Origin of the sequence: Rhizobium sp. Leaf262 (assembly GCF_001422245.1) — a bacterium.
In the GTDB taxonomy this organism is placed as follows: domain Bacteria; phylum Pseudomonadota; class Alphaproteobacteria; order Rhizobiales; family Rhizobiaceae; genus Agrobacterium.
Genome location: NZ_LMMM01000017.1, coordinates 138,941 through 165,883 on the forward strand (window position 1 = coordinate 138,941; position 26,943 = coordinate 165,883).

At 57.3% G+C, this 26,943-nt stretch carries 29 protein-coding genes; 26 read left to right on the forward strand and 3 right to left on the reverse strand.

The features are described from left to right. Positions 1-45 precede the first annotated feature (45 nt). From ASF29_RS16940 to ASF29_RS16970, 7 genes are read left to right on the forward strand one after another with little or no spacing between them, the layout of a single operon-like run. Positions 46-468 carry an acetyl-CoA carboxylase biotin carboxyl carrier protein subunit gene (locus ASF29_RS16940; protein WP_062451835.1) on the forward strand — a complete coding sequence of 141 codons (423 nt, stop codon included), beginning with the start codon at positions 46-48 and terminating at the stop codon, positions 466-468. Next, positions 465-1,850 (forward strand): acetyl-CoA carboxylase biotin carboxylase subunit, encoded by a 1,386-nt coding sequence (locus ASF29_RS16945; RefSeq protein ID WP_062451836.1) that lies wholly within the window; start codon positions 465-467, stop codon positions 1,848-1,850. The genes ASF29_RS16940 and ASF29_RS16945 overlap by 4 nt, the downstream gene beginning before the upstream one ends. Then, positions 1,847-2,266, forward strand: a complete 420-nt coding sequence (locus tag ASF29_RS16950; RefSeq protein ID WP_156462710.1) for an acetyl-CoA carboxylase — start codon at positions 1,847-1,849, stop codon at positions 2,264-2,266. Before ASF29_RS16945 ends, ASF29_RS16950 begins: the two co-directional genes overlap by 4 nt. After that, positions 2,263-2,970, forward strand: a complete 708-nt coding sequence (pxpB, locus tag ASF29_RS16955) for a 5-oxoprolinase subunit PxpB (protein ID WP_062451838.1) — start codon at positions 2,263-2,265, stop codon at positions 2,968-2,970. The genes ASF29_RS16950 and pxpB overlap by 4 nt, the downstream gene beginning before the upstream one ends. Further along, positions 2,967-3,962, forward strand: a complete 996-nt coding sequence (locus ASF29_RS16960) for a biotin-dependent carboxyltransferase family protein (RefSeq protein ID WP_062451839.1) — start codon at positions 2,967-2,969, stop codon at positions 3,960-3,962. Before pxpB ends, ASF29_RS16960 begins: the two co-directional genes overlap by 4 nt. Before the next feature lie 18 nt (positions 3,963-3,980). After that, entirely contained in the window at positions 3,981-4,748 is a 768-nt protein-coding gene (locus ASF29_RS16965; protein ID WP_062451840.1) for a 5-oxoprolinase subunit PxpA, read from the forward strand. A gap of 47 nt (positions 4,749-4,795) precedes the next feature. Further along, positions 4,796-6,001 (forward strand): pyridoxal phosphate-dependent aminotransferase, encoded by a 1,206-nt coding sequence (locus ASF29_RS16970; RefSeq protein ID WP_062451841.1) that lies wholly within the window; start codon positions 4,796-4,798, stop codon positions 5,999-6,001. 42 nt (positions 6,002-6,043) lie between these two features. Here the strand turns inward: ASF29_RS16970 and nac are convergent, their stop codons facing one another. Then, positions 6,044-6,949 (reverse strand): nitrogen assimilation transcriptional regulator NAC, encoded by a 906-nt coding sequence (nac, locus tag ASF29_RS16975; protein WP_062451842.1) that lies wholly within the window; start codon positions 6,947-6,949, stop codon positions 6,044-6,046. 226 nt (positions 6,950-7,175) lie between these two features. Here nac and ASF29_RS16980 point away from each other — a divergent pair, with 226 nt between their 5' ends. From ASF29_RS16980 to ASF29_RS17025, 10 genes are all read left to right on the forward strand, one after another. Continuing rightward, positions 7,176-7,955, forward strand: a complete 780-nt coding sequence (locus ASF29_RS16980; protein ID WP_062451843.1) for an SDR family oxidoreductase — start codon at positions 7,176-7,178, stop codon at positions 7,953-7,955. After that, positions 7,952-8,659 (forward strand): amino acid ABC transporter permease, encoded by a 708-nt coding sequence (locus ASF29_RS16985; RefSeq protein ID WP_062451844.1) that lies wholly within the window; start codon positions 7,952-7,954, stop codon positions 8,657-8,659. The genes ASF29_RS16980 and ASF29_RS16985 overlap by 4 nt, the downstream gene beginning before the upstream one ends. Continuing rightward, entirely contained in the window at positions 8,656-9,414 is a 759-nt protein-coding gene (locus ASF29_RS16990) for an amino acid ABC transporter permease (RefSeq protein ID WP_045232805.1), read from the forward strand. The genes ASF29_RS16985 and ASF29_RS16990 overlap by 4 nt, the downstream gene beginning before the upstream one ends. Next, positions 9,411-10,166: an amino acid ABC transporter ATP-binding protein gene (locus tag ASF29_RS16995; protein WP_062451845.1), complete on the forward strand. Its 756-nt coding sequence runs from the start codon at positions 9,411-9,413 to the stop codon at positions 10,164-10,166. Before ASF29_RS16990 ends, ASF29_RS16995 begins: the two co-directional genes overlap by 4 nt. A gap of 32 nt (positions 10,167-10,198) precedes the next feature. Further along, positions 10,199-11,035, forward strand: coding sequence for an ABC transporter substrate-binding protein (locus ASF29_RS17000; RefSeq protein ID WP_062451846.1), 837 nt, complete (start codon positions 10,199-10,201; stop codon positions 11,033-11,035). Positions 11,036-11,136: 101 nt separating this feature from the next. After that, positions 11,137-11,811: a 4-carboxy-4-hydroxy-2-oxoadipate aldolase/oxaloacetate decarboxylase gene (locus tag ASF29_RS17005; RefSeq protein WP_062451847.1), complete on the forward strand. Its 675-nt coding sequence runs from the start codon at positions 11,137-11,139 to the stop codon at positions 11,809-11,811. Positions 11,812-11,925: 114 nt separating this feature from the next. Further along, on the forward strand, positions 11,926-12,696 hold the full coding sequence (locus ASF29_RS17010; RefSeq protein ID WP_062451848.1) for an SDR family oxidoreductase: 771 nt from the start codon (positions 11,926-11,928) through the stop codon (positions 12,694-12,696). 31 nt (positions 12,697-12,727) lie between these two features. Continuing rightward, positions 12,728-13,252: a gluconokinase gene (locus tag ASF29_RS17015; RefSeq protein ID WP_156462720.1), complete on the forward strand. Its 525-nt coding sequence runs from the start codon at positions 12,728-12,730 to the stop codon at positions 13,250-13,252. Beyond that, positions 13,249-14,196: a 2-hydroxyacid dehydrogenase gene (locus ASF29_RS17020; protein ID WP_062451938.1), complete on the forward strand. Its 948-nt coding sequence runs from the start codon at positions 13,249-13,251 to the stop codon at positions 14,194-14,196. Before ASF29_RS17015 ends, ASF29_RS17020 begins: the two co-directional genes overlap by 4 nt. Before the next feature lie 10 nt (positions 14,197-14,206). Then, a complete protein-coding gene (locus tag ASF29_RS17025; protein ID WP_062451850.1) occupies positions 14,207-15,238 on the forward strand; it encodes an L-idonate 5-dehydrogenase in 1,032 nt (343 codons plus the stop codon). 151 nt (positions 15,239-15,389) lie between these two features. On the opposite strand, the gene ASF29_RS17030 is transcribed toward ASF29_RS17025, so the two are convergent. Together ASF29_RS17030 and ASF29_RS17035 are read right to left on the reverse strand one after the other, a co-directional pair. Beyond that, positions 15,390-16,016, reverse strand: coding sequence for a GDSL-type esterase/lipase family protein (locus ASF29_RS17030; RefSeq protein WP_062451851.1), 627 nt, complete (start codon positions 16,014-16,016; stop codon positions 15,390-15,392). 66 nt (positions 16,017-16,082) lie between these two features. Further along, complete coding sequence (locus ASF29_RS17035; protein ID WP_062451852.1) at positions 16,083-16,994, reverse strand: 2-dehydro-3-deoxygalactonokinase; 912 nt, start codon at positions 16,992-16,994, stop codon at positions 16,083-16,085. Positions 16,995-17,107: 113 nt separating this feature from the next. On the opposite strand from ASF29_RS17035, the gene ASF29_RS17040 reads away from it, so the two are divergent. From ASF29_RS17040 to ASF29_RS17080, 9 genes are all read left to right on the forward strand, one after another. Continuing rightward, positions 17,108-18,016 (forward strand): dihydrodipicolinate synthase family protein, encoded by a 909-nt coding sequence (locus tag ASF29_RS17040; protein WP_062451853.1) that lies wholly within the window; start codon positions 17,108-17,110, stop codon positions 18,014-18,016. After that, complete coding sequence (locus tag ASF29_RS17045; protein WP_062451854.1) at positions 18,013-19,179, forward strand: mandelate racemase/muconate lactonizing enzyme family protein; 1,167 nt, start codon at positions 18,013-18,015, stop codon at positions 19,177-19,179. Before ASF29_RS17040 ends, ASF29_RS17045 begins: the two co-directional genes overlap by 4 nt. A gap of 24 nt (positions 19,180-19,203) precedes the next feature. Next, positions 19,204-20,475 carry a sugar ABC transporter substrate-binding protein gene (locus ASF29_RS17050; protein ID WP_062451855.1) on the forward strand — a complete coding sequence of 424 codons (1,272 nt, stop codon included), beginning with the start codon at positions 19,204-19,206 and terminating at the stop codon, positions 20,473-20,475. Positions 20,476-20,544: 69 nt separating this feature from the next. After that, complete coding sequence (locus ASF29_RS17055; RefSeq protein ID WP_062451856.1) at positions 20,545-21,471, forward strand: sugar ABC transporter permease; 927 nt, start codon at positions 20,545-20,547, stop codon at positions 21,469-21,471. Positions 21,472-21,481: 10 nt separating this feature from the next. Continuing rightward, on the forward strand, positions 21,482-22,312 hold the full coding sequence (locus ASF29_RS17060) for a carbohydrate ABC transporter permease (protein WP_062451857.1): 831 nt from the start codon (positions 21,482-21,484) through the stop codon (positions 22,310-22,312). Between the two features lie 2 nt (positions 22,313-22,314). Next, positions 22,315-23,397: a sn-glycerol-3-phosphate ABC transporter ATP-binding protein UgpC gene (gene ugpC / locus ASF29_RS17065; RefSeq protein WP_062451858.1), complete on the forward strand. Its 1,083-nt coding sequence runs from the start codon at positions 22,315-22,317 to the stop codon at positions 23,395-23,397. Further along, entirely contained in the window at positions 23,394-24,377 is a 984-nt protein-coding gene (locus ASF29_RS17070; RefSeq protein ID WP_062451859.1) for an NAD(P)-dependent oxidoreductase, read from the forward strand. Before ugpC ends, ASF29_RS17070 begins: the two co-directional genes overlap by 4 nt. Next, positions 24,374-26,056 carry an SMP-30/gluconolactonase/LRE family protein gene (locus ASF29_RS17075; protein WP_062451860.1) on the forward strand — a complete coding sequence of 561 codons (1,683 nt, stop codon included), beginning with the start codon at positions 24,374-24,376 and terminating at the stop codon, positions 26,054-26,056. The genes ASF29_RS17070 and ASF29_RS17075 overlap by 4 nt, the downstream gene beginning before the upstream one ends. Positions 26,057-26,060: 4 nt before the next feature. Beyond that, on the forward strand, positions 26,061-26,822 hold the full coding sequence (locus ASF29_RS17080; RefSeq protein ID WP_062451861.1) for an SDR family oxidoreductase: 762 nt from the start codon (positions 26,061-26,063) through the stop codon (positions 26,820-26,822). Positions 26,823-26,943: the final 121 nt, after the last annotated feature.

The following is a 26,943-nucleotide window of genomic DNA, read 5'->3' on the forward strand; positions in this document are numbered from 1 at the left end:
CTTCTACATGTCTCGTTAGCGGCTTGCACATTGTCAGGTATTCTTATGGACTTGCCGAAGATAAAAACGCTGATCGATTTCGTAGCGCGTTCCAACGTGACCGAACTTTCGGTGACGGAAAAGGACGTAACGGTTCGAATCATTAAGTCAGTCAATCAGCCTTCCCAGGACCATCGGTTGCCCGTGAATGAAGCTGTCCAGCCTGAAGAACAGGCAAAATCCGTCAGCTCTTCGGCAGCGAAAGTGCATTCGCCCATCTTCGGTGTTCTACATCGCGCTTCTGCACCGGGCGCTGAGCCCTTCGTCAAGCTGGGCGATCTGGTTCAGGAAGGGCAAACGCTTTTCATCATCGAAGCAATGAAGGTATTCAACAAGGTTTCTGCGCCCTGCGCTGGTCGGATTTTGTTTCTTACGGACGTCGATGGCGGCGAAGTGGACGCCAACGATCTTCTTGCGGAGATTGGATGATGGAAACGAAATTCGACCGTTCCGCGCCGGGTTTCGATACGGTTTTGATAGCAAACCGCGGTGAAATCGCCGCGCGCATCCAGCGCGCCTGTCATGACCTGGGACTGCGGACTGTCGGTATCTGCTCTGAAGCAGATAAGGCAGCATCTTATGGTGATGCCGTCGACACGTTTCTATGCGTCGGACCCGCAAATGCTGGAAAGAGCTATCTCAATCAGGATGCGCTTTTGCTTGCTGCCAGGCTGACCGGTGCCGGCGCGGTTCATCCCGGATACGGCTTCTTGTCCGAGAATTCTGCGTTTGCAGCCGCAGTTGAACGGGCCGGGCTAGCCTTCATCGGGCCGAGCGCCCAGTCTATCTCGACAATGGGCGATAAAATCGCGGCGAAACGTGCGATGATCGCCGCTGGTGTGCCCTGTGTGCCGGGTCCTGATACCGCGCTGCCTGAAGATGCCGACGAAATCACACGAATTGCCGATGAGATCGGCTTCCCTGTGATCATCAAAGCTGCCGGCGGCGGCGGCGGGCGCGGCATGAGGGTCATTCATGACCGGGCCGACGTACGTGAAGCCGCCGCGCTGACGCGAGAAGAGGCGCGTCAGGCCTTCGGCAACGCTGAGCTTTACATCGAGAAGTTTCTTCAACATCCGCGGCACGTTGAAATTCAGATCTTGTGCGACACACATGGTGACGCCGTCTGGCTTGGCCATCGCGATTGTTCCATGCAAAGACGCCATCAGAAGGTCGTAGAAGAGGCTCCGGCGCCCGGAATTTCTCTGGACGTGATCGGTCCGGTCGGTCTGGCATGCGTAAACGCCTGCAAACAAATCGGATATCGCGGTGTCGGCACATTCGAATTTCTGTTCGAGGAAGGGAATTTCTACTTCATCGAAATGAACACGAGATTGCAGGTTGAACACCCGGTTACGGAAATGACCAGCGGTGTCGACATTGTTCAATCGCAGATCAAAGTCGCCTTGGGGCAGAAACTGGCATTCGATCAGGACGCGGTCCTGTGTGAAGGACATTCTTTTGAGTGTCGCATCAATGCAGAAGATCCATACACATTCCTGCCTTCTGCCGGGGTCGTCGCGGATATCGTCTGGCCGCATAGTGATGGTGTGCGGGTCGATACTCATATTTATGAGGGATACAAAGTTTCTCCCTACTACGACTCGCTGATCGCCAAGTTGATCGTGCATGCACCGACAAGAGCCGAGGCAATTGCCAAAATGAGGGTAGCGCTTGCGGAGACCCGTCTGGAAGGCATCTCCACGAACCTCCCACTTTTGCGTGCGCTCTTTGAGGAGGCTGCCTTCGTTGAGGGCGAGACCGATATCCACTTTCTGGAGCAATGGCTCAAATCGTGGAGCGCGCCATGAGCAAGCTTGACCTCACGGACACAGCCACCCTTGCAGTGCTGACCGACATGCTGACGGCGGCTGGCGTAGAAGGACTGGAGATCAAAACAGCTGACAAGCAGCTTCGGCTTTTCATTCCAACTTCCGGCAAGATGGGAGCATCATCCGCTGTAGACGCAAAAGTGGGGACAGGAAGTGCCCGTAAAGCCATGGTGAAAGCGCCGACGGCTGGCCAGTTCCAGACCTCAAACACAATCGACGACAGGCCATTCCCGAGGCAAGTGGCCTCGAATGAGGTCGTTGGTTCTGTTCGAATAGGGCTTGTTCTCGTCCCTGTGATCGCCAAGTGCGCAGGATTGCTGCTCAATCCGCTTGTAAAGCAGGACGATCTTGTCGGCTACGGTGATCCTCTCTTCGAAATCGAGCTTCAACGATGATTGCGACTTCAAGCATCCTCACCACGCAGGCCCTGCAGGTCCACCCAGCCAAAGGACAGGCGCGCGTATCGTTTATCGGATCGCGATCCATCCTTCTGGAAGCGCCGGGTAAGTTCGATCTAGCTGCACAACGCTGGATCTGGGCTCTGTCTCAGATAGCGGGTGCCTGGCCGGATGTTGCAGAGGTCATTCCCGGAATGACCAACCTGCTGACCATTTTCAAAGAAACTCCGGAAAGCCCTGAGGCAGTGGCGGATCGTCTGCTGAACGCGTGGGACAACGCTTCCAGCGTGGATCTGGCAGGAAAGACGGTCGAGATACCCGTTCATTATGGCGGGGAATACGCCACGGATCTTGCCGCGCTGTGTGACTTTTCGGGTCTGAGCGACCGGGATGTAGTACGTATTCATCATGAAGCAACCTATCGTGTGTTCGCACTCGGCAGTGCGCCGGGTTTCGGCTATCTGCACGGCTTGGATGCACGCATATACATGCCACGAAAAACTGTGCCATCGATCAAGATGGAAAGAGGGTGTGTGACAATCGGTGGCATGCAGACAGGCGTCGCCATGCTGACAGGTCCCAACGGCTGGAACTCGATCGGTTATGCGGATCTGCAAATGTTTGATCCCTCCGCCGCTACTCCTGCGCTTCTTGCGCCGGGTGACACGGTTCACTTTGTTCCAGCAAGGATTGAGTTGTGATCGAGATCATCGAAACAGGCCCATTCAACACTGTTCAGGATTTGGGTCGTCCGGGCTACCGTAACATCGGAGTTACGGCTGGTGGCGCGATGGATCCGCTGGCCCTGCAAATCGCCAATATTCTTGTCGGAAACGCCGATAACCTCGCCGCCGTCGAGGTGCAGACATTTCCATTCAAGCTTCGGTTTCTGGGGCCATCCATGTTTGCGGTGACTGGAGCAGATGGTCGCCCATTGCTGAATGGCCGGGAGCTTTTACCCTGGTGTGCCAACCTTGCAAACGAGGGTGATGTTTTGGAGCTGAGCTCTCCACCTCGTCTTGCCCGTGCTTATTTCGCCGTGGCTGGCGGGGTGGATGTGCCTGTCTTGATGGGGTCTCGCAGCACGGCCTTGCGTGGTAATTTCGGTGGTGTGGAAGGACGACCGCTCCAGAAAAATGACAGGCTTTCCACAGGAACGCAGGTCAATCACTTGCCTTTGCCTGAGAGCGGGCTTGCGGTCATCCAGCCATCGCAGGCAATGGCGGATGCTTTCCAGCCAATTGTCGATGGAGTGTTACAGATCCGGGCCATTCCCGCTGGTGAACATCATCTGTTTGCCGATGATGCGGAAGCATTCTGGAGCCAAATCTGGCGCATATCCTCGCGCAGTGACCGCACTGGCTACCGCCTTTCCGGCGATCCTATCAAGCCGACCGAAGTCGTTGAGATGCGCTCGCATGGTGTCGTCCCCGGCGTCGTACAGGTTCCGCCGGGCGGGGAGCCTATCATCCAGATGAGCGACGCGAACACGGCTGGTGGTTATCCGAAAATTGCCGGTGTGATCGAGGCCGATCTCTGGCGGTTGGGACAGGCACGTGCCGGAGGCAAGATCAGGTTTGTCCGCTCCAGTCATGAGGAGGCGCGCCGGATAGAGCAGACAGTTGCGCGCTACTTCGAGGATATCAGACAAACCGTACCGATGGTCAAACGCGCGCTCAACGCGCTGACTTGAGGAAGAGGGGAGGACTTTATGAGGATCGATCTCAACTCTGACATGGGCGAAGGTTTTGGCCCCTACAGGCTATGCGATGACGAAGCGATGATGAAGCTCATTTCTTCGGCCAATATCGCCTGCGGATTTCATGGAGGCGATCCTGATACGATGGCGCGGATGGTTCGGCTTGCGAAGCAGAACGGCGTCGGCATCGGCGCGCATCCTGGTCTGCCGGATCGTGCAGGTTTTGGTCGTCGCGAATTGCCGTTTCAGGCGGATGAGCTACGCCAACAGATGCTCTACCAGCTCGGCGCATTGATCGCTATCGCCAGATGCGAAGGCGTGAATGTGGGGCATATCAGCTTTCATGCGGCGATGGGCAACATGGTCAATCGCGACCCTGCTCTGGCTGAAATGATGATGAATGCCATCTCAATGGTAGACCCGGAGCTTGTAGTATTCGTTACGCCGGAAAGCGAAATCGAACGGGCGGCAAAACGGGCCAAGCTGAAGACGCTGGCCCTGTTTCTGGCCGACCGGGCCTATGACGCCAAGGGCAGCCTCGTCGCGCGGGGCCTTCCGGGTGCGCTGGTCAAGGACGAGGTCTCGGTGCGCGCGCGTGTCCGCCGCTTCCTGACCGATGGCACTGTCGAGGCTATCGACGGTACCATTATTCCCATGGCAGCCCGATCCATTCTGGTTCACAGCGATACCCCTGGCTCGCTGGAGCTTGCCGGTGTTGTGCGCAGTGAAATCATCAATTCAGGGGCGACACTTACGAACGCCTCGGAACTCGCATCTTAACGGGCCTTATGCGCCCCGCTTTTCTGTCTTACTGAAGGATCACGTCGATGCCCTCAACAGCCGATCGATTGAAGAATGTCTCTATTTCCGCGTCTGCCGCCATGACGCAGCGCGCCAGAGAGCTCGCCGCCCAAGGGATTAAAGTGGTGAGCCTGTCATCTGGCGAACCTGATTTTCCAACACCAAGCCATGCCATCGAGGCCGCATACGAAGCTGCTCTTGGCGGACAAACCAAGTATCCGCCTATGGACGGGACGCCAGACCTCAAGGCCGCTATCGCGCAAAAATTCAAGCGAGACAACAATCTGACCTACGACGCCAGCCAGATCATTGTATCCGGTGGCGGCAAGCAGGTAATCTTCAACGCAATGCTGGCGACCTGTAATCCGGGTGATGAGGTGGTCATTCCCACACCGTCATGGGTCAGCTATGCCGACATCGTTAAATTTGCTGGTGGTGTTCCCGTCGCTGTTCCCTGTTTCGAGCAGACGGGTTTCAAGCTTCGCCCGGAAGATCTGGAAGCGGCGATCACGCCGCGGACAAAGTGGCTTTTCCTGAATTTTCCGAATAATCCGACAGGCGCAGCATGCTCTAGGGTCGAGATGGCGGCGATTGCGGAAGTCATGTTACGTCATCCGCATGTCTGGATCCTGACTGACGATATCTACGAGCATCTCGTTTACGACGGTTTCGAGTTCGGTACGATTGCCGATGTCGAGCCCCGGCTTTACGATCGCGTACTGACCATGAATGGAGTATCAAAAGCATATGCGATGACCGGCTGGCGGCTGGGCTACTGCGCCAGCGGCTCGAAGGAACTGATTGCTGCCATCAGCAACGTCAATGGCCAGAACAGCGGCGGCATCGCTACCGTTTCTCAAGCCGCCGCGATTGCAGCTTTGGATGGTCCCCAGGATTTGCTCAAGGAGCGAGCTGACATTTACCGCGAGCGGCGTGATTTCGTCCTTGATAAACTGAAGGGAATCGATGGCATTCGGTGCCATAAGCCGGAAGGCGCCTTCTATCTGTATCCCAACATGTCAGGCCTGATCGGGAAGACCACGAAAGGTGGTCGGAAGATCGAAAATGACGTGGATTTCGTGATGGGACTGGTCGAGGAGCACCACGTCGCGACCGTACAGGGTGCCGCTTATGGGATGAGCCCGTATTTCCGCATTTCTTACGCGACAAGCATGGAGATGCTGGGCGAAGGCTGCGCACGTATCGCTCAGTACTGCCACGATATGCGTTGATTTCTATCCGGTGCATGGCCCGCTCCGTCGGGCCGTTAACCCTTAAAGCTTCAGCTTTTCAGTCAGCTCGATCAGAATGTCTTTGACCGCAAACGCAGGCTCCGACAACGAGTTCTGGTCAGAGGTACAGAGTGATAAAGTCTCTTCGATACGGGGAGAGAGGAGCCGGCAGATCAAGGGTTCCTTGCTCTCGGAGACGATGCGGTTAGCAATCGCCTTTGGCATAATGGTTGCGCCAAGGCCATTCGCAACTGCGCGGGCAAGCGTTCTGACGATTTCCACTTCCGCGACGACTTTAAGATTGATGCGGCTTCGGGTGAACGCCGTATCGACTGCCCGGCGAACGAAGTTATAAGCTGGTGGCATCAGCATCGGGAGACCATCAAGGGCAGCGATCGGCACCGGTTTTACATCAGCCTCAATGGCGAAATCTCGATGTGCGACCAGATAGAATTCCTCACTGAGCAAAGGCTCGAAACGCACACCCTTGATTGGACCGACGCCGTGGATCAGCGCCAATTCAAGGCGGCCGTTCATGATCATTTGGCTATAGGTCTGCCCGACGCTTTCCGTCAAATGGATTAGAATACCCGGGTGACGCTTTCGCGTCTCGGCGAGAAGATCGACCGAAAGTGTCGCAGCACTGCTGAACGGCACCAGACCAACGGAAACGCGTCCTGCGATAGAGTTTCCGGCTGCCGATGCGTCTGCCTGCGCTTGCTCCATTTGCCGAAGAATTATCTGCGCGTGCCTGTAAACCGCATGGCCCGCATCCGTCATCGTCACGCCCTGTTGGCTGCGTATCAAAAGCTTTTGCCCGAAATGCTCTTCGAGTGCGGCAAGTTGCTGGCTGAGTGCTGGCTGTGCCAGATGCAAAATGTCAGCGGCCCTGGTAATGCTGCCACTGTCCACGATGACTGTAAATGATTTAAAACGCCTGATGTCCATGCCAGTAAAACTGCTTTGTGATGGGCGGAGCTTATCCGTTCGCGATCGTTTTGCAATCGGCATCGTCGTTTAGCCGCATGCGCTTACGTAATTTCAAGGCTGAATGAGAGCGCTGAAACACAGCTTTTGAAGCTCCATAAAACTTCCTTATTACCTCAAAAGTAATCGGTCTTAGGCAAGCGAGAAAAGCTTCGCTAAGCTCCATGGCAACAATAAGGGGATCACAATGCCATTCTCCGATTACAAGACCGCATTGGTCACCGGCGCATCGTCCGGTATCGGCGCCGCCATCGTTGAGCGGTTCCGCCGCGAAAACATTGAAGTCCACGCGATTGCCCGCAGTGCCGAGGCATTGAAGCAATTGGCCCAGCGCACAGGCTGTATCGCCCATGTCATCGATGTCACGGATCGGGCAGCCATCGCTGATCTCGCAAACCAGGTGCAGTTCGATATTCTCGTCAACAATGCCGGTGTGGATCGCCCGAAGAAATTCCTGCAGGCAGATGCAGATGACATTGATCTCCTCGTCGATGTAAACCTGCGCGCCGTCCTCCACATTTGCCGTCTTATCGTGCCGGGCATGGTGGAGCGCGACCGCGGACACGTCATCAACATCTCCTCCATTGCCGGGAATTACAATTTCGGCGGAAACTCCACGTACCATGCCGTCAAGGCTGGCGTTGCCATGCTGTCGAACCAGCTGCGGCTGGATGCATTCGGCAAGCGTGTTCGCGTCACGGAAATCTGCCCGGGTCGTGTGGCGACGGATATTTTCAACCATGTTCACGGCAATGATCCAAGCATACGTGAGCGCTTTATCGATGGCTTCGAATTGCCGACGGCCGAAGATATTGCCGATGTCATCGCTTTTGCCATTGCCGCACCGGTTGCGGTCAATATCGGACATATGGAAATCACCCCGACGCTTCAGGTGATGGGTGGTCTGCAAACGGCCAGACCGCAGGCTGCAGGCGATGCTGGTGCATTGCAGGAGCTAAAGCCGTGAAGGGCTTCGACCTCTGGGCGATCTTGAGCAATCAGGAATACATTGGGATGCTTATCCACGGCATCGAGATGACATTCGTCATCTTCCTCGGGTCGTGGTCGCTGGCGATGTCGCTGGCACTCATCTTGCTCGGCATCCGGTTTTCACCCTTCCGCTTCGGAGACCGCCTTGTCGCTGCATACGTCTCCTACCATCGCAATGTGCCGACGTTGGTGCAATTGATGCTCTGGTATTTCGGCATCTTTACGCTGCTGCCCTCTGGCTTGACCAATTGGCTGACCGACCACAATGCCGAAGCCATTTTCGCCGTTGTGGGGCTGGGCCTTTGCCAAGCTGCCTATTTCAGTGAAGATTTACGCTCCGGTCTCCGCTCGGTTGGCTCGGGTCAGATGGAAGCCGCCAAGGCCCTGGGTCACGGATACATCTCGGCCATGCGTTTCATCATCATGCCGCAAGGCGTGCGCAATGCCCTTCCACCACTCATTAATCACAGTGTGTCCCTGTTCAAGAACAGCAGTCTGGCTCTCGTCATTGGCGCGTCCGAACTGACGCATGCGATCAAGGAAATCGAAAATCTCAGCTTCCAGACCTTTGAGATCTATCTGGTCGGCACCGTCCTCTACCTGTTCTTCTCCCTGCTGATCATGGGGGCCGGTTCCTATCTGTCGATGCGCCTCGATCCGGTATGGAGGGCGCGCGCATGATCGGCGAGATGATCACCATCGTTCAGGACAACTGGCTGCTGCTGTTGATCGGCCAGTATCCAAACGGCCCGCTTGGCGGTCTGGCGAACACCATCATTCTTTCAGCGCTTGCCATCCTGCTGGCTTTCCCAGTCAGCATTCTCATGGCGCTGGCGCGCTTATCCAAGTGGCGGGTCTTGCGCTTGCCAGCGACCGTGTTGGTTTATGTCACGCGCGGTGTGCCACTGCTCATGCTCATCTTGTGGGCCTATTTCCTGATCCCGCTCTGGACAGGTGCGGATGTACCGAGTTTCGCCATCATGCTGGCAACGCTGGTGGTCTATCAGGGCGCGTTTCTCAGTGAAGTCGTCAGAGGCGGTATCGTTGCCCTCGGTGCCGGTCAGATGGATGCCGCAAGGGCACTTGGTCACAGCTATCTGGGTGCAATGCGCTTCATCATACTGCCGCAGGCCCTCTACAATATGATCCCCAGCATGATTTCGACTTTCGTCGCCACGATCAAGGACACCACGCTCGGCTATGTTATCAATGTGCCGGACCTGACCTTTGCGGCCAGCCAGGTCAACAACCAGCTTCTGACGCAGCCCTTCCAGGTCTTCCTCATTCTGGCCATCGTCTATTACGCCATCTGCTGGAGCCTGACCTATCTCGCCAACACAGTCGAGCGCCGCATTGCCAAGCGTCGCGCAGGCGTGGTCGCTCGCCCGCAGCAGGCGGCCTTGGCGCAGGCAAAAATCTTAACGGAGCAGCCATGACAGTATCTTCGACAGAACAGACAATCCGTATTTCGAATGTCTGCAAGAGCTATGGCGACTATCAGGTTTTGAAGAATGTGGACGCGGAAGTCGCGCGCGGAGAGGTGGTCGTCATTTGCGGGCCCTCCGGCTCAGGCAAATCCACGCTCATCCGCACTGTCAACCGGCTTGAGGAGATTAACAGCGGGTCCATCACGCTTGACGGTCAGGACATTCACGCAGCGACGAAGACGAGGGAACTCAACCTTCTGCGCAGCCGCGTCGGTTTCGTCTTTCAGAGTTTCAATCTGTTCCCGCATCTATCGGTTTTAGAGAACGTCACGATCTCGCCAATCCGTGTCAAAGGCGTTTCACCGGCGGCGGCGCAGGAAAAGGCAACAAAGCTGCTCGACCGGGTGGGGCTGTCTGACAAGGCGGGCGCCTATCCGGGTCAGTTGTCTGGTGGTCAGCAGCAGCGAGTCGCGATTGCACGCGCGCTTGCCATGGAGCCACCCGTCATGCTGTTCGATGAGCCGACGAGCGCGCTCGACCCCGAAATGGTCGGCGAAGTTCTGGCCGTCATGAAGGGGCTGGCCTCAGAAGGCATGACCATGCTGTGCGTTACACATGAAATGGGCTTCGCCCGTGAAGTTGCCGATCGCATCTGGTTCATCGACGCCGGTGAAATTCTTGAAAAAGCGACGCCAGAAGAGTTTTTCAACACCCCCCGCCATCCGCGCGCGCAGCGGTTCCTGTCCGATCTGCGCCACTGATACCAAGCAAAATCATAAGAGGAGAACAAGAAATGAACTGGAAATCCCTGACACTGACGGCGATCCTTGCCTCTACAGTGCTTGCCTCGCCAGCGGCTGCCGATCAGCTGGACACCATCATGAACAACAATGTACTGCGTTGCGCGACCTTCGCGGATGTCGTTCCCTTTGCCGCACCCGATCCGAAAACCCGCGAAATGGCTGGCTTCGACGTCGATCTGTGCAACGCCATCGCCAAGGAACTGGGCGTGAAGGCCGAAGTCAAGCCGGTTTCGGTCGAAGCCCGTGTACCAGAGGTAAAGCTCGGTCGTGTCGATATCACCGTTGCCAACCTCGCTTACACACAAAGCCGGGCCGAGCAGATCCAGTTCTCCGACCCCTATTATCTGGCTAAGGAAATGCTGATCGTTCCTGTGGATGATGCGGGCAAGAAGAAGGCCGATTATGAAGGCCAGCGTGTGGCCTCGACCAAAGGCTCTACATCTGAAATGTCGATCAAGCTCAACAAGTCCGATCCGTTGACATTCCAGGATACAGCTTCCGCTTACCTCGCCGTCCAACAGGGCAAGGCGCGCGGCATGGTCGCCAACACGATGACGACGACGAAGTTCGTCAACGAATCCAAGACCAAAGGTAAACCAATGCGGATGATCGAGGAGCCGATGCTGTATCAGCCAATCGGCATCGGCATGGCAAAGGATAATCCCAAGCTGACGGCAAAGATCAACGAAGTCCTTCGCAAGCTGGATTCTGACGGCGAGATCAACAAGATTTGGGACAAGTGGCTCGGACCGAACACCGAGTACAAGATGTCCCGAACCGACAAGGTCGTTCCGCTGTCCGAGCTGAAGTTCGACCCGATTCCCTGATGCTGCCGGGCAAAGCCACGGCCACAATCTGAACCACAGCACTTAAACTTAATAAAAGCGGCGGGACGCTCCCGCCGCCGTCCTTACCACGGGAGGTTTTTATGATCCACATTAAAGATATCGCAGAACGGCCGAGCAAGGCAGACATCGACGCGCTTTCGAAGTTTTCGCCAGCCACCATTCACGAGGCACAGGGCCGTAAAGGTGCACTTTCCTCCCGTCTTAAGCCGGTTGATTACCGGATGAAACTGTGTGGCCCTGCATTCACGGTCAAGTGCGCGCCGCGCGACAACATTATGCTGCAACTGGCGATCAACTACGCCAAGCCCGGTGACATCATCGTCGTTTCCGCCGGTGAGTACGAGGAAGCTGGCTCCTTCGGTGACGTGCTGGCCAATGCTTGCCTCGCCAAGGGCATCGGCGGTCTGGTCACAGACACAGGCGTACGTGACACGCTACAATTGAGAGACCTCGGTTTCCCTGTGTTTTCGCTCAGCGTCTGCATCAAGGGTACGGTCAAGGAAACGATCGCGGCGGTCAACGACAGCATCATCGTTGGTGGTGAGATCATTAATCCCGGGGACATCATCGTCGGGGACGCAGATGGGCTCGTGGTCGTGCGTCGGGAAGATGCGCAAGAGTCGGCTAGACTTTCTCAAATCCGTGAAGACGCCGAAGCAGGTTATATCGAAGCCTACAAGCAGGGCAAATCGGTTATCGAAGTTAGCAATCTGGAGCCTGTTTTGAAGGCAAAAGGTCTCGTTATAGATATCTGATCTTCAAGAACTGCACGAAATGCATGAGGCGTTTCGTGCTCTCCCACCTGAACGGCGTAACGCTCTTTACGCCGTTTTGCTCATGCAGTCCGTTGTTGAGGGAACGAGGTTCCGATGACTTTTCCACTTTTTGACCTTTCCGGTTCACGTGTCCTGATCACGGGTTCTTCGCAGGGGATCGGGCTGGCGCTCGCCAAAGGATTGATCGACCACGGCGCGTCGGTGGTTCTGAATGGTCGCGACACGGTCAAACTCGCCGATGCAGCGGCAGCTCTGAAAACGGAAACAGGCGTTTCTGTCGAAACCGCAGATTTCGACGTGACCAATGAGGAAGCCGTTAACCGCGGTGTCGCATCCATCGAGCAAAATGCAGGCCCTATCGACATTCTCATCAACAACGCCGGCATGCAGTTTCGTACCGCACTTGAAGATTTTCCAGCGGATCGCTGGGAGCAACTACTGAAAACCAATATTTCGAGCGTCTTTTACGTTGGCAAGGCAGTTGCGAGGCATATGATTAAGCGAGGGCGCGGCAAGATCATCAATGTTGCATCCGTGCAAAGCGAACTCGCCCGTCCGGGTATCGCACCCTATACCGCGACCAAGGGTGCGGTGAAGAACCTGACGAGGGGCATGTGCACCGACTGGGCAAAATACGGCCTTCAAGTGAATGCGATCGCTCCTGGTTATTTCAAAACGCCGCTCAATCAGGCGCTCGTTGATAGCGAAGAGTTTTCATCCTGGCTTGAGAAGCGCACGCCTGCTGCCCGATGGGGCAATGTCGATGAACTTGTCGGCGCTGCTGTCTTCCTGTCCGGCAAAGCTTCCTCTTTCGTGAACGGTCATACGCTCTATGTCGACGGTGGCATTACAGTTTCCCTCTAAGCTGAATGGAGCTCGGGGACCCATTGTGGTGATGGGTGTCTCGGGATGCGGCAAGTCGTCCGTTGGCCAGCAGTTGGCCTCCATTCTCGGCTATCGTTTCATTGAAGGCGATAGCCGTCATCCAACCGAAAATGTGGAAAAGATGCGCAACGGCATCGCGCTGGTCGATGCAGATCGGTGGCCTTGGCTTGAAGCGCTTGGTGCCGAACTGAGCCAAGAAGGAAACACGGTAATATCCTGCTCGTCTCTCAAGCGATCCTATCGTGATCTCTTGCGAGCAAAAGCAGGGCGGTCGCTGATATTCGTTTTCTTGAATGGCTCGCGTTCTACGCTGGTCTCAAGGATGGCGGCGAGGGACGGTCACTATATGCCGCTGTCGTTGCTTGAAAGCCAGTTGGCAACGCTGGAAATTCCTGTCGGAGAGCCGGATGTCGTCACTGTTGAGATCGAGCAGCCTGTCGAAAGAATAGTTTCAGAAGCAATTGCTCGCATCGCTGGATCGACTTTGCGGCAGCAACAGAAAAAATTAATAAGATTGTCATGGAGGAAACGGTGATGAAACCGGAAATTCTGCTCGTCGGTCCGTATCCGGAATGGGACCTTGTCGAACTGGAAGTGCAATACAACGTTCGCAAGCTTTATGAGGCTGCGGAAAAGGATGTATTTCTTGAAACGCATGGCCCTCAAATTCGTGCAATCGCGACCCGTGGTGAACTCGGCGCGTCCGCTGAGCTGATCAATAAGCTTCCGAAGCTCGAAATTGTCTCAATTTATGGGGTCGGCTACGACGCGGTCGATCTTAAGGCCTGCCGCGAGCGTGGCATTCGCGTGACGAACACCCCGGACGTGCTGACCAATGACGTTGCCGATCTCGGCATCGGCATGATGCTCGCCCAGTCGCGCGGGATCATTGGCGCAGAAACATGGGTGAAGGATGGGAGCTGGCGAGAGAAGGGTCTCTATCCCCTGAAGCGTAGGGTATGGGGCCGGAAAGCCGGCGTGATTGGTCTCGGTCGCATCGGTTTTGAAGTCGCAAAGCGCCTCAAAGGTTTTGATATGGATATCGCCTACAGCGACGTCGATGCCAAGCCATATGCAGATGGTATGACGTTCATCGCCAATCCCATCGAGCTAGCGCGTCACGCGGATTTCCTATTTGTCACGCTCGCCGCGTCGGCTGCCACGAAACATATCGTTTCCAAAGACGTCATCGAGGCATTGGGACCCGAGGGCATGCTGATCAACATCTCGCGTGCATCCAACATCGATGAGGAAGCATTGCTGACAGCGTTGGAAACCGGCGCGGTGGGCTCGGCGGCACTCGATGTGTTCGAGGGTGAGCCGAAACTCAATCCACGTTTTCTTAATCTCCACAACGTGCTTGTCCAGCCACATCACGCCTCCGGCACGATCGAGACCCGCAAAGCCATGGGCAAGCTGGTGCGAGACAATCTCGCCGCCCATTTCGAGGGCGTGGTCCTGCCAACACCTGTACTGTAAGGATAGCTCCATGAAAGCCGTCGTCATTCATTCAGCCAAAGACCTGCGGATCGAAGAACGGGAAGCCGAAAGCCTCGCTGCAGGGCAGGTGGAGGTTGCGATCGAAGCCGGTGGCATCTGCGGCTCCGATCTGCATTACTACAATCATGGCGGTTTCGGTACCGTTCGCCTTCGTGAGCCAATGATCCTGGGACATGAGGTCGCTGGAACAATCCGGGCACTGGGAGCAGGCGTTTCAAACCTCGCCGTCGGTGACCGGGTCGCGGTATCGCCCAGCCGCCCCTGCAATGCCTGTGAATATTGCCTGAAGGGTCAGCAGAATCATTGCTTGAACATGCGCTTTTATGGATCGGCCATGCCGATGCCGCACATTCAGGGCGCGTTCCGTGAAAGGCTGGTGGCTGAGGCCTGGCAATGCCACAAGGTGGCGGATGGCGTATCTATCAATGAAGCCGCCATGGCCGAGCCATTCGCGGTGACACTTCATGCGGTCAATCGGGTCGGCAGTCTCGCTGACAAGCGGGTTCTAGTAACGGGATGCGGTCCGATCGGTGCGCTCGCCATCATCGCCGCACGTGCCCATGGGGCTCGGGAAATCGTGGCGACGGATGTCATGGATGCAGTCTTGAAGAAGGCTTTGGAGGTCGGGGCAGATCGAGTCATCAATGTCGCGGAGAACCCAGAAGATCTTTCTGCCTATTCAGCGAATAAAGGATATTTCGATGTCCAGTTCGAGGCATCCGGAAATGAGCGTGCAGTACGTTCGGGGCTAGAGGTTTTGCGACCGCGATCGACAGTTGTCCAACTGGGCCTCGGAGGCGACGTGTCTATCCCGCAAAATATGGTTGTCGCTAAAGAAATCGAAATGAAGGGCACATTCCGCTTTCATGAAGAATTCGGTCTGGCCGTTGATCTCATCGGCAAACGTCGCGTCGATCTCAAACCATTGCTCACCGGAACCTTTCCTCTCAATGATGCCGTAACAGCATTCGAAGTTGCAGGTGACAGAAACCGCTCGATGAAAGTGCAAATTGATTTTTAGTCACGATCATCCAGATCTCCAGCGGGTACTGCTGAGTAGAACGCGCAAAAATAGAGGGCTGTAACGTCAAACTCGAGATTGGTAAACATTTTTATCTGCGTGGCCAGCAGTTCAATTCCGCTCAAGAGCTACAAGAGGTTTGCCGCTTGCCTCAGTTCAGCAGACCCGAGGTTGTTCTGAGCGCTTCCGACCAAACCGCATATCCTGCTCCATTTAGATGAACCAGATCTGGCAAATAATAACGGAACATGGGCAGTCCGTTTTCCCCGATGAGGCCGACGTTCGGGTCAAACCACGTCGTGTGTTCGCAACTGTTACACCAGTCGCGCGCCTCTTGGTTAAAGAGATCGAATTCATGGCGGTAAATCCAGCGCGCTGGACTTTGCTTGATCGCCAGAACAACCACATCCGCGCGTGGTAACGCTTGAGAGATGCGATCACGCAAATCCTGCAGGTGCCGAAGGGTTGTTTCAGCCTTGAGGCCGTCGCTAGCAATATCGTTCTCACCGAAATAAAGCAGCACTTTGGCTGGCTTCAGTGGAACAAGGACTTGGTGCAGGTAGTGGCTGGCAGAAAGGTACGTGCCGCCGCCAAATCCGAGATTGACGATATCCAGCGAGCCAAGATCCTCGGCGACTGAGCTCCAGATCCGAAATGAGGAGGATCCATACAAGGCGATCGGGTTGTCTGGAAGACCGATGCGCTGAAGGCGGGCAAGAATGGCAATGATATCGTTTTCGTGTCGACTGGTGCCGATATTAGCTGGGAAGTCGTGCATGGCAGTCCTGAAACATCTGGCTTGAAAGACGAATGACGCAATCTGGGGCTCGGCGGAAAATCGAGGTTAAGATAGTGTTTGCTTAAGGATAGCCAGCGCCCCTTTCGTCAGGGTGTCATCCACAGCCACGGATGTCTTGAGACCGAATATATCTGCGGCAACCACGTAGAGATCGTTGAGCCCGTCATTACCGACGATAGCTGCGTCTTCTCCTTCAGCATACCATCCGGCTTCTCGGGCTTGCCGAAACTCCTGCCCGATGACCAGTCCCCGCACATAGGAACGCAGCTGCTCCGACGATAGGTGGCCGACAAGGCCGCCGGTTCGCGATGAAAACAGCAGCGACAGCATGGCGGCAGATTGCTTTGCCTCTCTCAAACCCCAGCGATAGGCTTCCGGATCATCGACCGGCGGCTGCGCGGAACCTCGCGCAATGAAGGAGTGATTGATGAGAAGGTTGAAAATTTCACCAGTCACGAATGTCTGAAAGCCATCGATTCGTCCCCCCTTAATGCGCGCCCACTTGCTGTGGGTGCCGGGGACGATAAGGGTGGCGTCTCCGCCAAGGCCGTGGCCAACGATCTGGGTTTCCTCACCGCGCATCACGTCCGGGAAGGGCTGGCGCGCGGGGTCGTTCAAACCGGGCAGGAAAACGAGATCGGACCCGTTCGGCAGCAAGCCTCGCACCGTGCCGGCGGCAAGTTCTGCAGGGCCTGCCGGGCACGGAACATAAGCGACCTCGACCCAGCCATTGCGGCTAGTGATCATACCGAGTGCGGCAACGGGCAAGGCCCCGTGAAGTGAGAACCAGGGTGCAAGCGCAGCCATCAGCGCCGCCTCATGCTTACCCTTATCAAGGCTTGTAATGCCGTCGGCAGTTTCAAGATGATCGAGCTCTTCGCCGCCTTCACCAGCCAGCGTCGCTCGTAGTGATGTCGTACCCCAGTCAACGATGATCGATGTCGGCAGTGCTGCCATGTCTTGACCTCCTCATTCATTTCATTTGTGGGCTTGTCATAAGTCGGAAGACTAGATAGTGTCAATTAGTGAATTCAAGGTGTCAATATATGATACTAATTTGGGAGGATAAGATGGTGGTTGACCTCAGGGGGATTTTGCCCGTTCTGCCCACGCCGTTTCTGGCTGATGGCGGCATTGACGAAGCAGGCATGAAGCGGCTTGTGGTCTTTGCGCTCGACAAGGGCGTGGATGGAATCGTCTTTCCCGGTTTCGCTAGCGAAGTGGAGACTTTGAGCGCCGCCGAGCGCGCAACCCTGCTGAAGATCGTCGTGGATGCTGCGGCTGGGCGGGTGCCGGTCGTCGCCGGCGCCAGTGCTGCCGACTGGCGTGACGTGGTCGAGCATGGACGGGCGGCATCGGCGCTTGGCATTCATCACCTGATGGTCCAGCCGCCCAAATCGGTCGGCACGGATGTACCGGCGCTGACCGAATTCCTTGGCAGGGTTGTCGAAGCACTTCCCGAAGTTGAAATCATCCTGCAGAACGCGCCTGCGCCGCGCGGCTCCGACCTCTCGCCGCAGGCGATCGTGGAGATCGTGCGTGCCTTGCCTAAGGTCACCTATGTAAAGGAAGAGACGCTCCCCGCTGGCCCCGCCATCAGCCACATCATTGCCCAAGCGCCCGCGACGCTGAAGGGCGTCATCGGCGGTGGTGGCGCGCGCTACATTCTCGACGAATATGCACGTGGTGCCACGGCGGCCATGCCGGCGCTGGAGATCGCTGAGCAACATGTGGCCATCGACCGGGCACTTGTCGCGGGGCGACGGGAGGAGGCTCGCAAGATCTATGTCCGCACCTTGCCGCTTCTGGTGTTACAGGCGGTTTATCGCATGCGGTTGACCAAATATGTGCTGGCGCGTCGTGGCGTAATCGAAGGCGTGAGTGTGCGAGCGCCGACACCCGAGCTTGATGCGGCGGCCATTGCCGATATCGACGCCAATCTGGTTGAGCTGGGCCTTGCGGCCCCGGAGGCCGCATGAACAGCCCTGTCGCAACCGTCGAGGTCTTTACGCTGACACAGCCACGTAAGGTTCCGTATCTTGGCGCACTCAGGGAAGGCGAGGTCGTCAATCCAAACGGTTATATCGTGCGCAAGGGCAATCGAACGGTCTATCCTACCTTTGACCGCAGCGTGCTGGTGCGGATGACGACCAAGGCCGGCGTTGTCGGCTGGGGCGAGACCTATGGTATCGTCGCGCCCGGTGCGGTGGCGGCAATCATCAACGATCTGCTGGCCGGGTTCGTGATCGGCCGCGACGCCTCCGATCCCTCTGCGATCTATGACGATCTTTACGACATGATGCGCGTGCGCGGTTACACCGGGGGCTTTTACGTTGATGCGCTCGCCGCACTCGATATTGCGCTCTGGGATATCGCCGGCCAGGAAGCCGGAAAATCGGTTCGCGACCTTCTCGGCGGCGGCCTGGACAGCTTCTCGGCCTATGTTTCCGGGCTGCCGGAAAAGACGTTGAGAGAGCGGGGGGAGTTGGCTAAATACTGGCAGGACCGTGGTTTCAACGCCTTCAAATTCGCAACGCCGGTGGCTGACGATGGCCCGGCGGCGGAAATCGCCAATCTTCGGCACGTCCTTGGCCCACAGGCAAAAATTGCCGCCGACATGCACTGGAACCAGACGCCGGAACGCGCGCTGGAACTGATTGCCGAGATGAAATTGTTCGATCCGTGGTTCGCTGAGGCGCCGGTCTGGACGGAGGATATTGCCGGATTGGAAAAGGTATCGAAAGGAACAGATATACCGATCGCCGTTGGCGAGGAATGGCGCACCCATTGGGACATGCGCGCCCGCGTCGAGCGCTGCCGCATCGCGATCGTGCAGCCGGAAATGGGGCACAAAGGCATCACCAATTTTATCCGCATCGGCGTTCTTGCTGCCGAGCATGGCATTGACGTCATTCCGCACGCGACAGTCGGTGCCGGCATCTTCCTTGCCGCCAGCCTGCAGGCATCATCGACATTGCCGACTTTAAACAGCCACGAGTTCCAGCACTCGATTTTCGAGCCCAACCGTCGCCTGCTTACCGGTGACATGGATTGCCGGGAAGGAAGATATTACCTGCCGGCCGGCCCGGGACTTGGCGTCAAGCCGTCGGAGGCGGCGCTCGCCCTTCTTGAACGTATCTGAATTGGTTTTTTGGAGGAGGAACCCATGACCAAAAGAATGAGAACTCTGGCGCTTGGCACAGCGACCGCATTGTTGATGACGCTGGGCGGATTTGCTCCCGCCATGGCCGATACTGTGCTGAAGTTCATCTCCTGGCAAACGGACGATGCCGGCACGGGCGAATGGTGGCGCTCTGCCATTGCTACCTTTGAAAAACAGCATCCGGGCGTGAAAATCGAATTCACCAAAGCGGAGCGTAGTTCCTATGCCGACACGATGACAACGCTTTTCGCGGCCAACCAGCCGCCGCAGATCGTGCATTTGGCGTCATTCGAATTTCAGATGTTTGCAGATAGCGGCTGGCTCGAACCTCTCGACCCGTGGCTCAAGAAAGACACCATCGACATGACCGGTTGGGCCGGCCAGCAGAAATGCGAGTGGAACGGCGAAACTGTCTGCATCATGACCAACTATTTCGGCTTCGTCATGGCCTATAACAAGAAGATTTTGGAAGAAGCGGGCGTCGCGGTTCCGAAGACCTACGACGAGTTTTTGGCCGCAGCAAAGGCGACGACCAAGGATCTCAATGGTGATGGCATCATCGACCAGTTTGGCACCGGCCATGAAACCAAAGGCGGTCCGGGGCAATATCTGACGGAAATGCTGAACTACATCCTTGATGCAGGCGCCTACTGGACCGACAAGGACGGCAACATCACCATCGATACGCCGCAGATGGCGGAAGGCTTGAGCCGGTGGAAAACCGTCATGAAAAGCGGCATCAGCCCGGTTGACATGAGCGCCAGCGACGTACGCAAGCTCTTTGCCGACGGCAAAATGGCGATGCGCTTCGATGGGCCCTGGCTGTACGGCACAACCGAAAAGGGTTCGGCCAAGAATGACATTGTTTACGCAGCACCGCCGTTTCATCCGCCGCTCGGTGGATCGTCCAACGTGCTGGCCATGCCGGCTGATATTCCCGACGACCAGAAGGCATTGGTCTGGGATTTCATCAAGCTGACGATGTCGCCGGAATTCCAGCGCAGCTATGCCACCCTTGGCGGCAACACTCCGCCAAGCCCGAAGGCCGACGTCTCGGGTGTCGAAAAGACCATCCCGCATTTTCCCGTACTCATCGCCACGATGAAGGCGGCATCCGAGGCGGGTATCGACCGCGTTCCGACCGGACTTGAGCTCTTCTACAATGAGTTCAGCAAGATGGTGATGGAAGAAAGCCAGCGGATGATCATACAGGATCTCGATCCGGCAGAGGTGGCGAAGACCATGCAGGCAAAGGCGGAAGCCATCAAGGGTTAATCCCAATGTCTCGCCATGGCCCTCTTAAAGGGCCATGGCCATCATCCGCATCCGGCAGGAGGACTATCCATGACCGAATCCGTTCGGGCTGGGCGTCGCAAGTTTTTCGATCTTGCGCGTCCCAGCCGGCAACATCTTCTCGGCTATATTCTGATCGCACCCGCGGTCCTGATGGTTGCCGCCATCATCGTCTGGCCGCTCGTTTTGGCCATCGACCTGTCGTTCCAGCAGGTTAAGATTCCAAGGCTCGGTGGCGCCAGCCGACCATTCTCATTGGCCAATTACAACTGGCTGTTTTCGTCACCGGAATTCTGGCTGGCCTGCTGGGTGACGTTGAAGCTGGTTATAGTTGTCACCGTCGGCAGTGTTGCCGTTGGTCTGAGCACGGCGCTTCTCGCCAACAACCGCTTTAAGGGCCGCACCGTCGCGCGGCTGGGAATGGCGCTGCCCTGGGCTGTCCCGGAAATCATCGCGGTCGTCATTTTTGCATGGATGTTTGACACCTCCTTTGGCCTGTTCGGCTGGCTGGCGATCCAGCTCGGTTTCACTGACCAGATGATACCCTGGGTCAGCAGTTCCACGGCCGCCTTCTGGGCCGTTGCCATCACCATGGTGTGGAAGGGCTTTCCATTCGTGTCGATCATGTGTCTCGCCGGCCTGCAGTCCATTCCCGCCGATTATTACGCGGCCGCAAAGGTGGATGGCGCAAGTGTCTGGCAGCGTTTCCGCTGGATCACTATGCCGCTGTTGATGCCGGTTCTGGGCGTGACGCTGGTGCTGACGCTGCTTTGGGTGTTCCGCGACTTTTCGATCATCAAGGTTTTGACCGGCGGCGGGCCGCTGCGTTCGACCCAGACATTGTCGATCATGACCTATGACCAGGCCTTCCAGTACCACAATTTCGGCCGTGCCGCCGCCGTCGGCGTGCTGACACTGGCGATCTGCATCGTCGCGAGCCTGTTGATGCTCGGCCGGCGTTCTAAATCGATCTATTGAGGAGGCTTTGATGAAGCGAACATTTTTGCAGAGCCTTGCTCTTTACGCGACCGTCATCTTCACGCTGGTGATGATCCTCTTCCCGGTTTACTGGCTTCTTGTCACAGCACTTTCCACCACCGATGAGCTGTACCGGCTGCCGCCGACCTTCTGGCCGGAAGACGCGCAGTGGGATATTTTCGCCCGCGTCTGGGCGGCAAAACCGATCCTGCTCTGGCTCTGGAATTCGATGCTGGCGGCCATCGGTTCTGTGGCGCTGTCGATGCTGGTTTCGGTCAGCGCCGGTTATGCGCTCTCGCGCTACTCCATGAGGGGCGGCGCGACCATGGGTCTCTTCGTACTGACGGCGAAGATGCTGCCTGCGACGCTGCTGGTCATTCCACTGTTTTCCATCTTTTCCAGCTTCGGCCTGATCGGCAGCCTGTGGACGCTGGTGCTGGCGCATTCGACGATGATCATTCCGTTCGCCACGTGGATGCTAAAGGGCTATTTCGACACCATTCCCAAAGAACTGGAACAGGCCGCCATGGTGGACGGTTGCTCGCCGATCGGCGCGATGGTGCGCGTCGTGCTTCCGATCGCCACACCCGGTCTTGCAGCCACAGCCCTTTATGCCTTTGTGCTCAGCTGGGCAGATTATGCCTATGCGCGCACCTTCCTCGTCAACTCGCCGGACAATTGGACGGCCAATCTCGGCATCACCACGATGCAGGGCGAATACGTCACCTACTGGAATGACATATCCGCCGCATCGGTGTTCATCGCGCTGCCGATCATCGCAATCTACCTGTTCCTGGAACGTTATTTGGTCGGCGGCCTCACCGCTGGCGCGGAGAAATAAGCATGGCCAATATATCCATTCGCAATGTCAGCAAATCTTATGGCGCGCTCAATGTACTCAGGCCCTTTTCGCTTGAGATCGAGAACGGCGAGTTCGTGGTTCTGGTCGGGCCTTCCGGCTGCGGCAAGTCGACGATGTTGAAAATCCTTGCCGGTCTCGAACCGGCAAGCGACGGGCAGATATTCATCGGCGACAATGAGGTCACGGATCTGGCACCGGGTGACCGCGACATCGCCATGGTCTTCCAGAACTATGCGCTTTATCCGCACCTGACCGTTCGCCAGAATATCGGCTTCGGCCTAAAGATGCGCGGCACCGACAAGGCCGAGCTCGACCGCCGGGTCAACGATGCGGCGCGCATCCTAGAAGTGACACCCTATCTCGACCGCAAGCCCAAGGATCTGTCGGGCGGCCAGCGGCAGCGCGTCGCGCTGGGCCGCGCCATCGTGCGCCAGCCGCAGGCCTTCCTGATGGATGAGCCGCTTTCCAACCTCGACGCCAAGCTGCGTGTCCATATGCGCGCCGAAATCGGCGCCCTGCACAAACGTATCGGTGTCACCACCGTTTATGTAACGCATGACCAGGTGGAAGCCATGACCATGGCGGACCGGGTGGTTATCATGCAGGGTGGCGTCATCCAGCAAATCGCTGCACCGGACGAGCTCTTCAATAATCCGGCCAATCTTTTCGTTGCTGGTTTCATCGGCTCGCCGGGCATGAATTTCCTCAATGCGGAACTGCGCAACGGTGCGCTGACACTGTTTGGCCAAACGGTAACGATGCCTAAAGCCCGAGCCCATGAAGGAAATTTCGTTGTCGGCCTGCGACCGGAGCATCTGACGCTGGGCGATGCGCCCGTGATGTTCAACGTCCGTCCGACGCTGGTGGAAAGTCTGGGATCGGAGAAATACGTCTATTTCGATGATGGCGGCGCAAGGGTGGCCGATGGCGAAGAGGGCAAGTCCAAGGGGCTGATCGCCCGCGTCTCCCATACCGGCAGCCTTGCTGGCGATGAGGCGCTGCGGCTCGGTTTCGATCCAGCTCAGCTCTATCTCTTTGATGCAAAGACCGGAGCACGGCTATGATCCTGGTCACCGGATCGGCAGGCCGTGTCGGCCGCGCCGTGGTTGCCGCGTTGCGCGCTGGTGGCCGCACCGTTCGTGGCCTCGATCTGAAGCCGTCAGGAACCGGTGGCGAGGAAACTGTCGGGTCGCTGGAGGATGCCCAGGCCATTTCCAAAGCCATGGTCGGCGTGAGTGCGGTCCTGCATCTGGGAGCCTTCATGTCCTGGGTACCCGCTGATCGCGACCGCATGTTCGCTGCCAATGTCGAGGGCACGCGTCGGCTTTTGGACGCGGCCTCGGCGGCTGGAGTTCGCCGGTTCGTCTTTGCATCTTCTGGTGAAGTGTATCCTGAAAACCGCCCGGAGTTCCTGCCGGTCACCGAAGACCATCCGCTTCGTCCCAATTCGCCCTATGGTTTGACGAAGCTGCTGGGCGAAGAGCTGGTAGGATTTTATCAACGGACTAGCTCCATGGAAACGGTGATCCTGAGGTTCTCACATACGCAGGATGCGGCGGAACTTCTGGATGAAGACAGTTTCTTTTCCGGTCCTCGCTTTTTCCTACGGCCGCGCATTCGCCAGCAGCAGAATTTCGGAAACACGGCTATCGCCGAACTGCTTCAGTCCAAAGACATTGATGAGCCCTCGCACATTCTGGCGCGCAATGAAAACGGCCGACCGTTCCGTATGCACATCACCGATACGCGCGACATGGTGGCAGGCATTCTGCTCGCTCTCGATCACCCCGAGGCGGCTGGAGGTACCTTCAATCTAGGTGCCGACGAACCAGTCGATTTCGCCGCACTTCTGCCGAAGATTGCAGCGCTGACCGGCCTTCCCATCGTCACGGTCGATTTTCCCGGCGATGGCGTTTATTACCATACGTCCAACGAGCGGATCAGAAACAAATTGGGGTTTGAAGCAGAATGGACGATGGACCGGATGCTGAACGACGCGGCGGCCGCAAGGCGGGGGCGGTGCGCGAAGGAGCAGAGGCGATGAAGCCTGAGACGCCTGGCGGCACGGCGGCGCTGGCCAAGGGGCTAACCCTGCTCGACATGGTTGCCGATGCGCCCGAACCGCCACGTTTTGCTGAGTTATTGCGCGCTTCCGGACTGCCGAAGCCGACCTTTGCACGCATCCTGCGCACCCTTATCGCCTACGGCCTTGTCCGGCAGGATGCGGCCCGTGGCACTTATGTTCTTGGCCAGCGTTTTCTGGAAATGTCCCACAAGGTCTGGGAGAGTTTTGATCTCCTCTCGGCGGCGACCCCGGAGCTCGAGCGGCTGGCGGCCGAGCTGGGCGAGACAGTTGCGCTGTGTCGGCTTGACGGCACGATGACGCAATATCTGGCCGAGCGTTCGCCGAATGGTCTTTCCGTGCGCGTCGAGGTAGGGCGCCGCGTCCCCCTGCATTGCACGGCACCTGGCAAGGCGCTGCTCGCCTTTCAGGACCCGGCCGTCGGTCGGGCCCTGCTGGATCGCCTGCCGCTCGACCCGCAGACAGCCAAAACCATCACGACGCTCGATGCGCTCCAGGCTGACCTTACATTGACGCGAGCGCGTGGTTATTCGATATCTTATGAGGAGCATCTGCCGGGCGTGAATTCGGTTGCGGCCCCTGTAATAGGCCGTGATAATACGCCGATGGGCGTGCTGGTCGCGCTTGGACCCTCATCACGGCTTGATACCTCCATCATTCATCCTGCCGGACGTGAACTGATTGCCGCCGCGCGTCGCATCACTGGTGCCGCCGGGGCCGTCGCTATCAGCTCCAGACCAAGGCCGCGATCGGCAACGGGCCGACCAAGCGCCGATTTGACGTGTATCCTTCCATGGGGTGCACAGCTCGGCGAGAGCCCCGTGTGGCATGACGGCGAGAACGCTCTCTACTGGGTGGACATCCTTCACCCCGCCGTTCATCGCTTTGATCCGGCGACAGGGCGTAACGAGACCTGCGAGACCGGCAAGTTGGTCAGTGCGGTCATTCCGGTTCGCGGTGGACGTCTGCTCGTCGCGTCTCAGGATGGGATCGAATGGCTTGATTTTTCGTCCGGACGCCTCACCCCCTTTGTGAGCCCGGAGGCAGGCATCGCCGATAATCGCCTTAACGATGCCAAATGTGGGCCCGACGGGGCGATATGGGTTGGATCGATGAGAATTGATGCATCCAAGCCAACAGGCGCGCTTTATCGGATCAATGCCAATGGCGCTTTCGAGCGCAAGGAGGGTGGCATCATCGTTTCCAATGGACTCGGCTGGAGCCCCGATGGGAAAACATTCTACTTCGTTGACACGGTTCCTGGTCTCATCCACGCCTATGATTGCAACACTGTCAATGGAACGCTGTCCAATCGGCGCGAGTTCGCACGCATTCCCGTCGCTGACGGTCGGCCTGATGGCCTAGCCGTGGATGTGGAGGGAGGGGTCTGGTGTGCAATCTGGGACGGCTGGTGCGTGCGCCGTTATCTTCCGGACGGCAAGCTAGACCAGGTCATCGACATGCCGGTGCCGCGCCCGTCCAGCATTGCCTTTGGCGGGCCGGATCTTTCGACGCTGTTCATCACCAGCGCCCGGACGCGCCTGCCGGCGTCCACGCTTGCCGAGGCGCCGCTCTCGGGCGGCCTGTTTTCCTGCCGTCCCGGAACCGCCGGGGCGCGGATTTCTGTGTTTGAAGGATAAACGCATGCGTCTCGAAAGTGTGTTTGGACTGACGGGCCGCACTGCGCTCGTCACAGGTTCCAGCCGCGGCATAGGTGCCGCCATCGCGCAGGGGCTAGCGGGCGCAGGGGCCCGTGTTATTCTGCATGGCGTGAAGCCTGGAGCCGCTGCAGCCGTTCAGCGCCAGATCGTCGCAAGCGGTGGCAAAGTGCAAGAACTGGCGGGCGATCTTTCAGAGCCCGGTGCCGGCCGCGATCTCATCGAGCGCGCCGAGACAATTGCCCCGGTCGATATTCTTGTCATCAATGCCAGCGCACAGATCAACGCTGTGCTGTCAGAACTGACGCCGAACGATCTGGCGTTTCAGCTGGCGGTCAATCTTGGCTCGACCGTGGATATGCTTCAAGCGGCTCTTCCGCGCATGGCGGCCCGCAAGTGGGGCAGGGTGGTTTCTATCGGCTCGGTCAATCAGTTGCGACCGAAGGGCATCGTCACCGCCTATGCCGCGACCAAGGCTGCCCAGCATAATCTGATTCAGAGCCAGGCGCGGGATTATGCGCGTGACAATGTCTTGCTCAATACGCTCGCTCCCGGCCTCATAGACACCGACCGCAACGCCCACCGTCGTGACGAGGATCCCGAGGGCTGGGACAACTACGTCCGTACGCTAAACTGGATGGGCCGTGCCGGGCAGCCGGAAGAAATGGTGGGGGCCGCCATCTTCCTTTCATCTCAGGCGTGCAGTTTCATGACAGGAGAGAACATTCTCTTGACCGGTGGATATTGAAGGGTTGCTGCGAACGCTTAGCAAGCACGAGGTTTTATTGGAATTGGGGTGCTGACGCTCCAGCCTTGATTGCCTGAATAGTAAATGCCGCAGCTCTTATCATTATCTCGGCGCGACATTG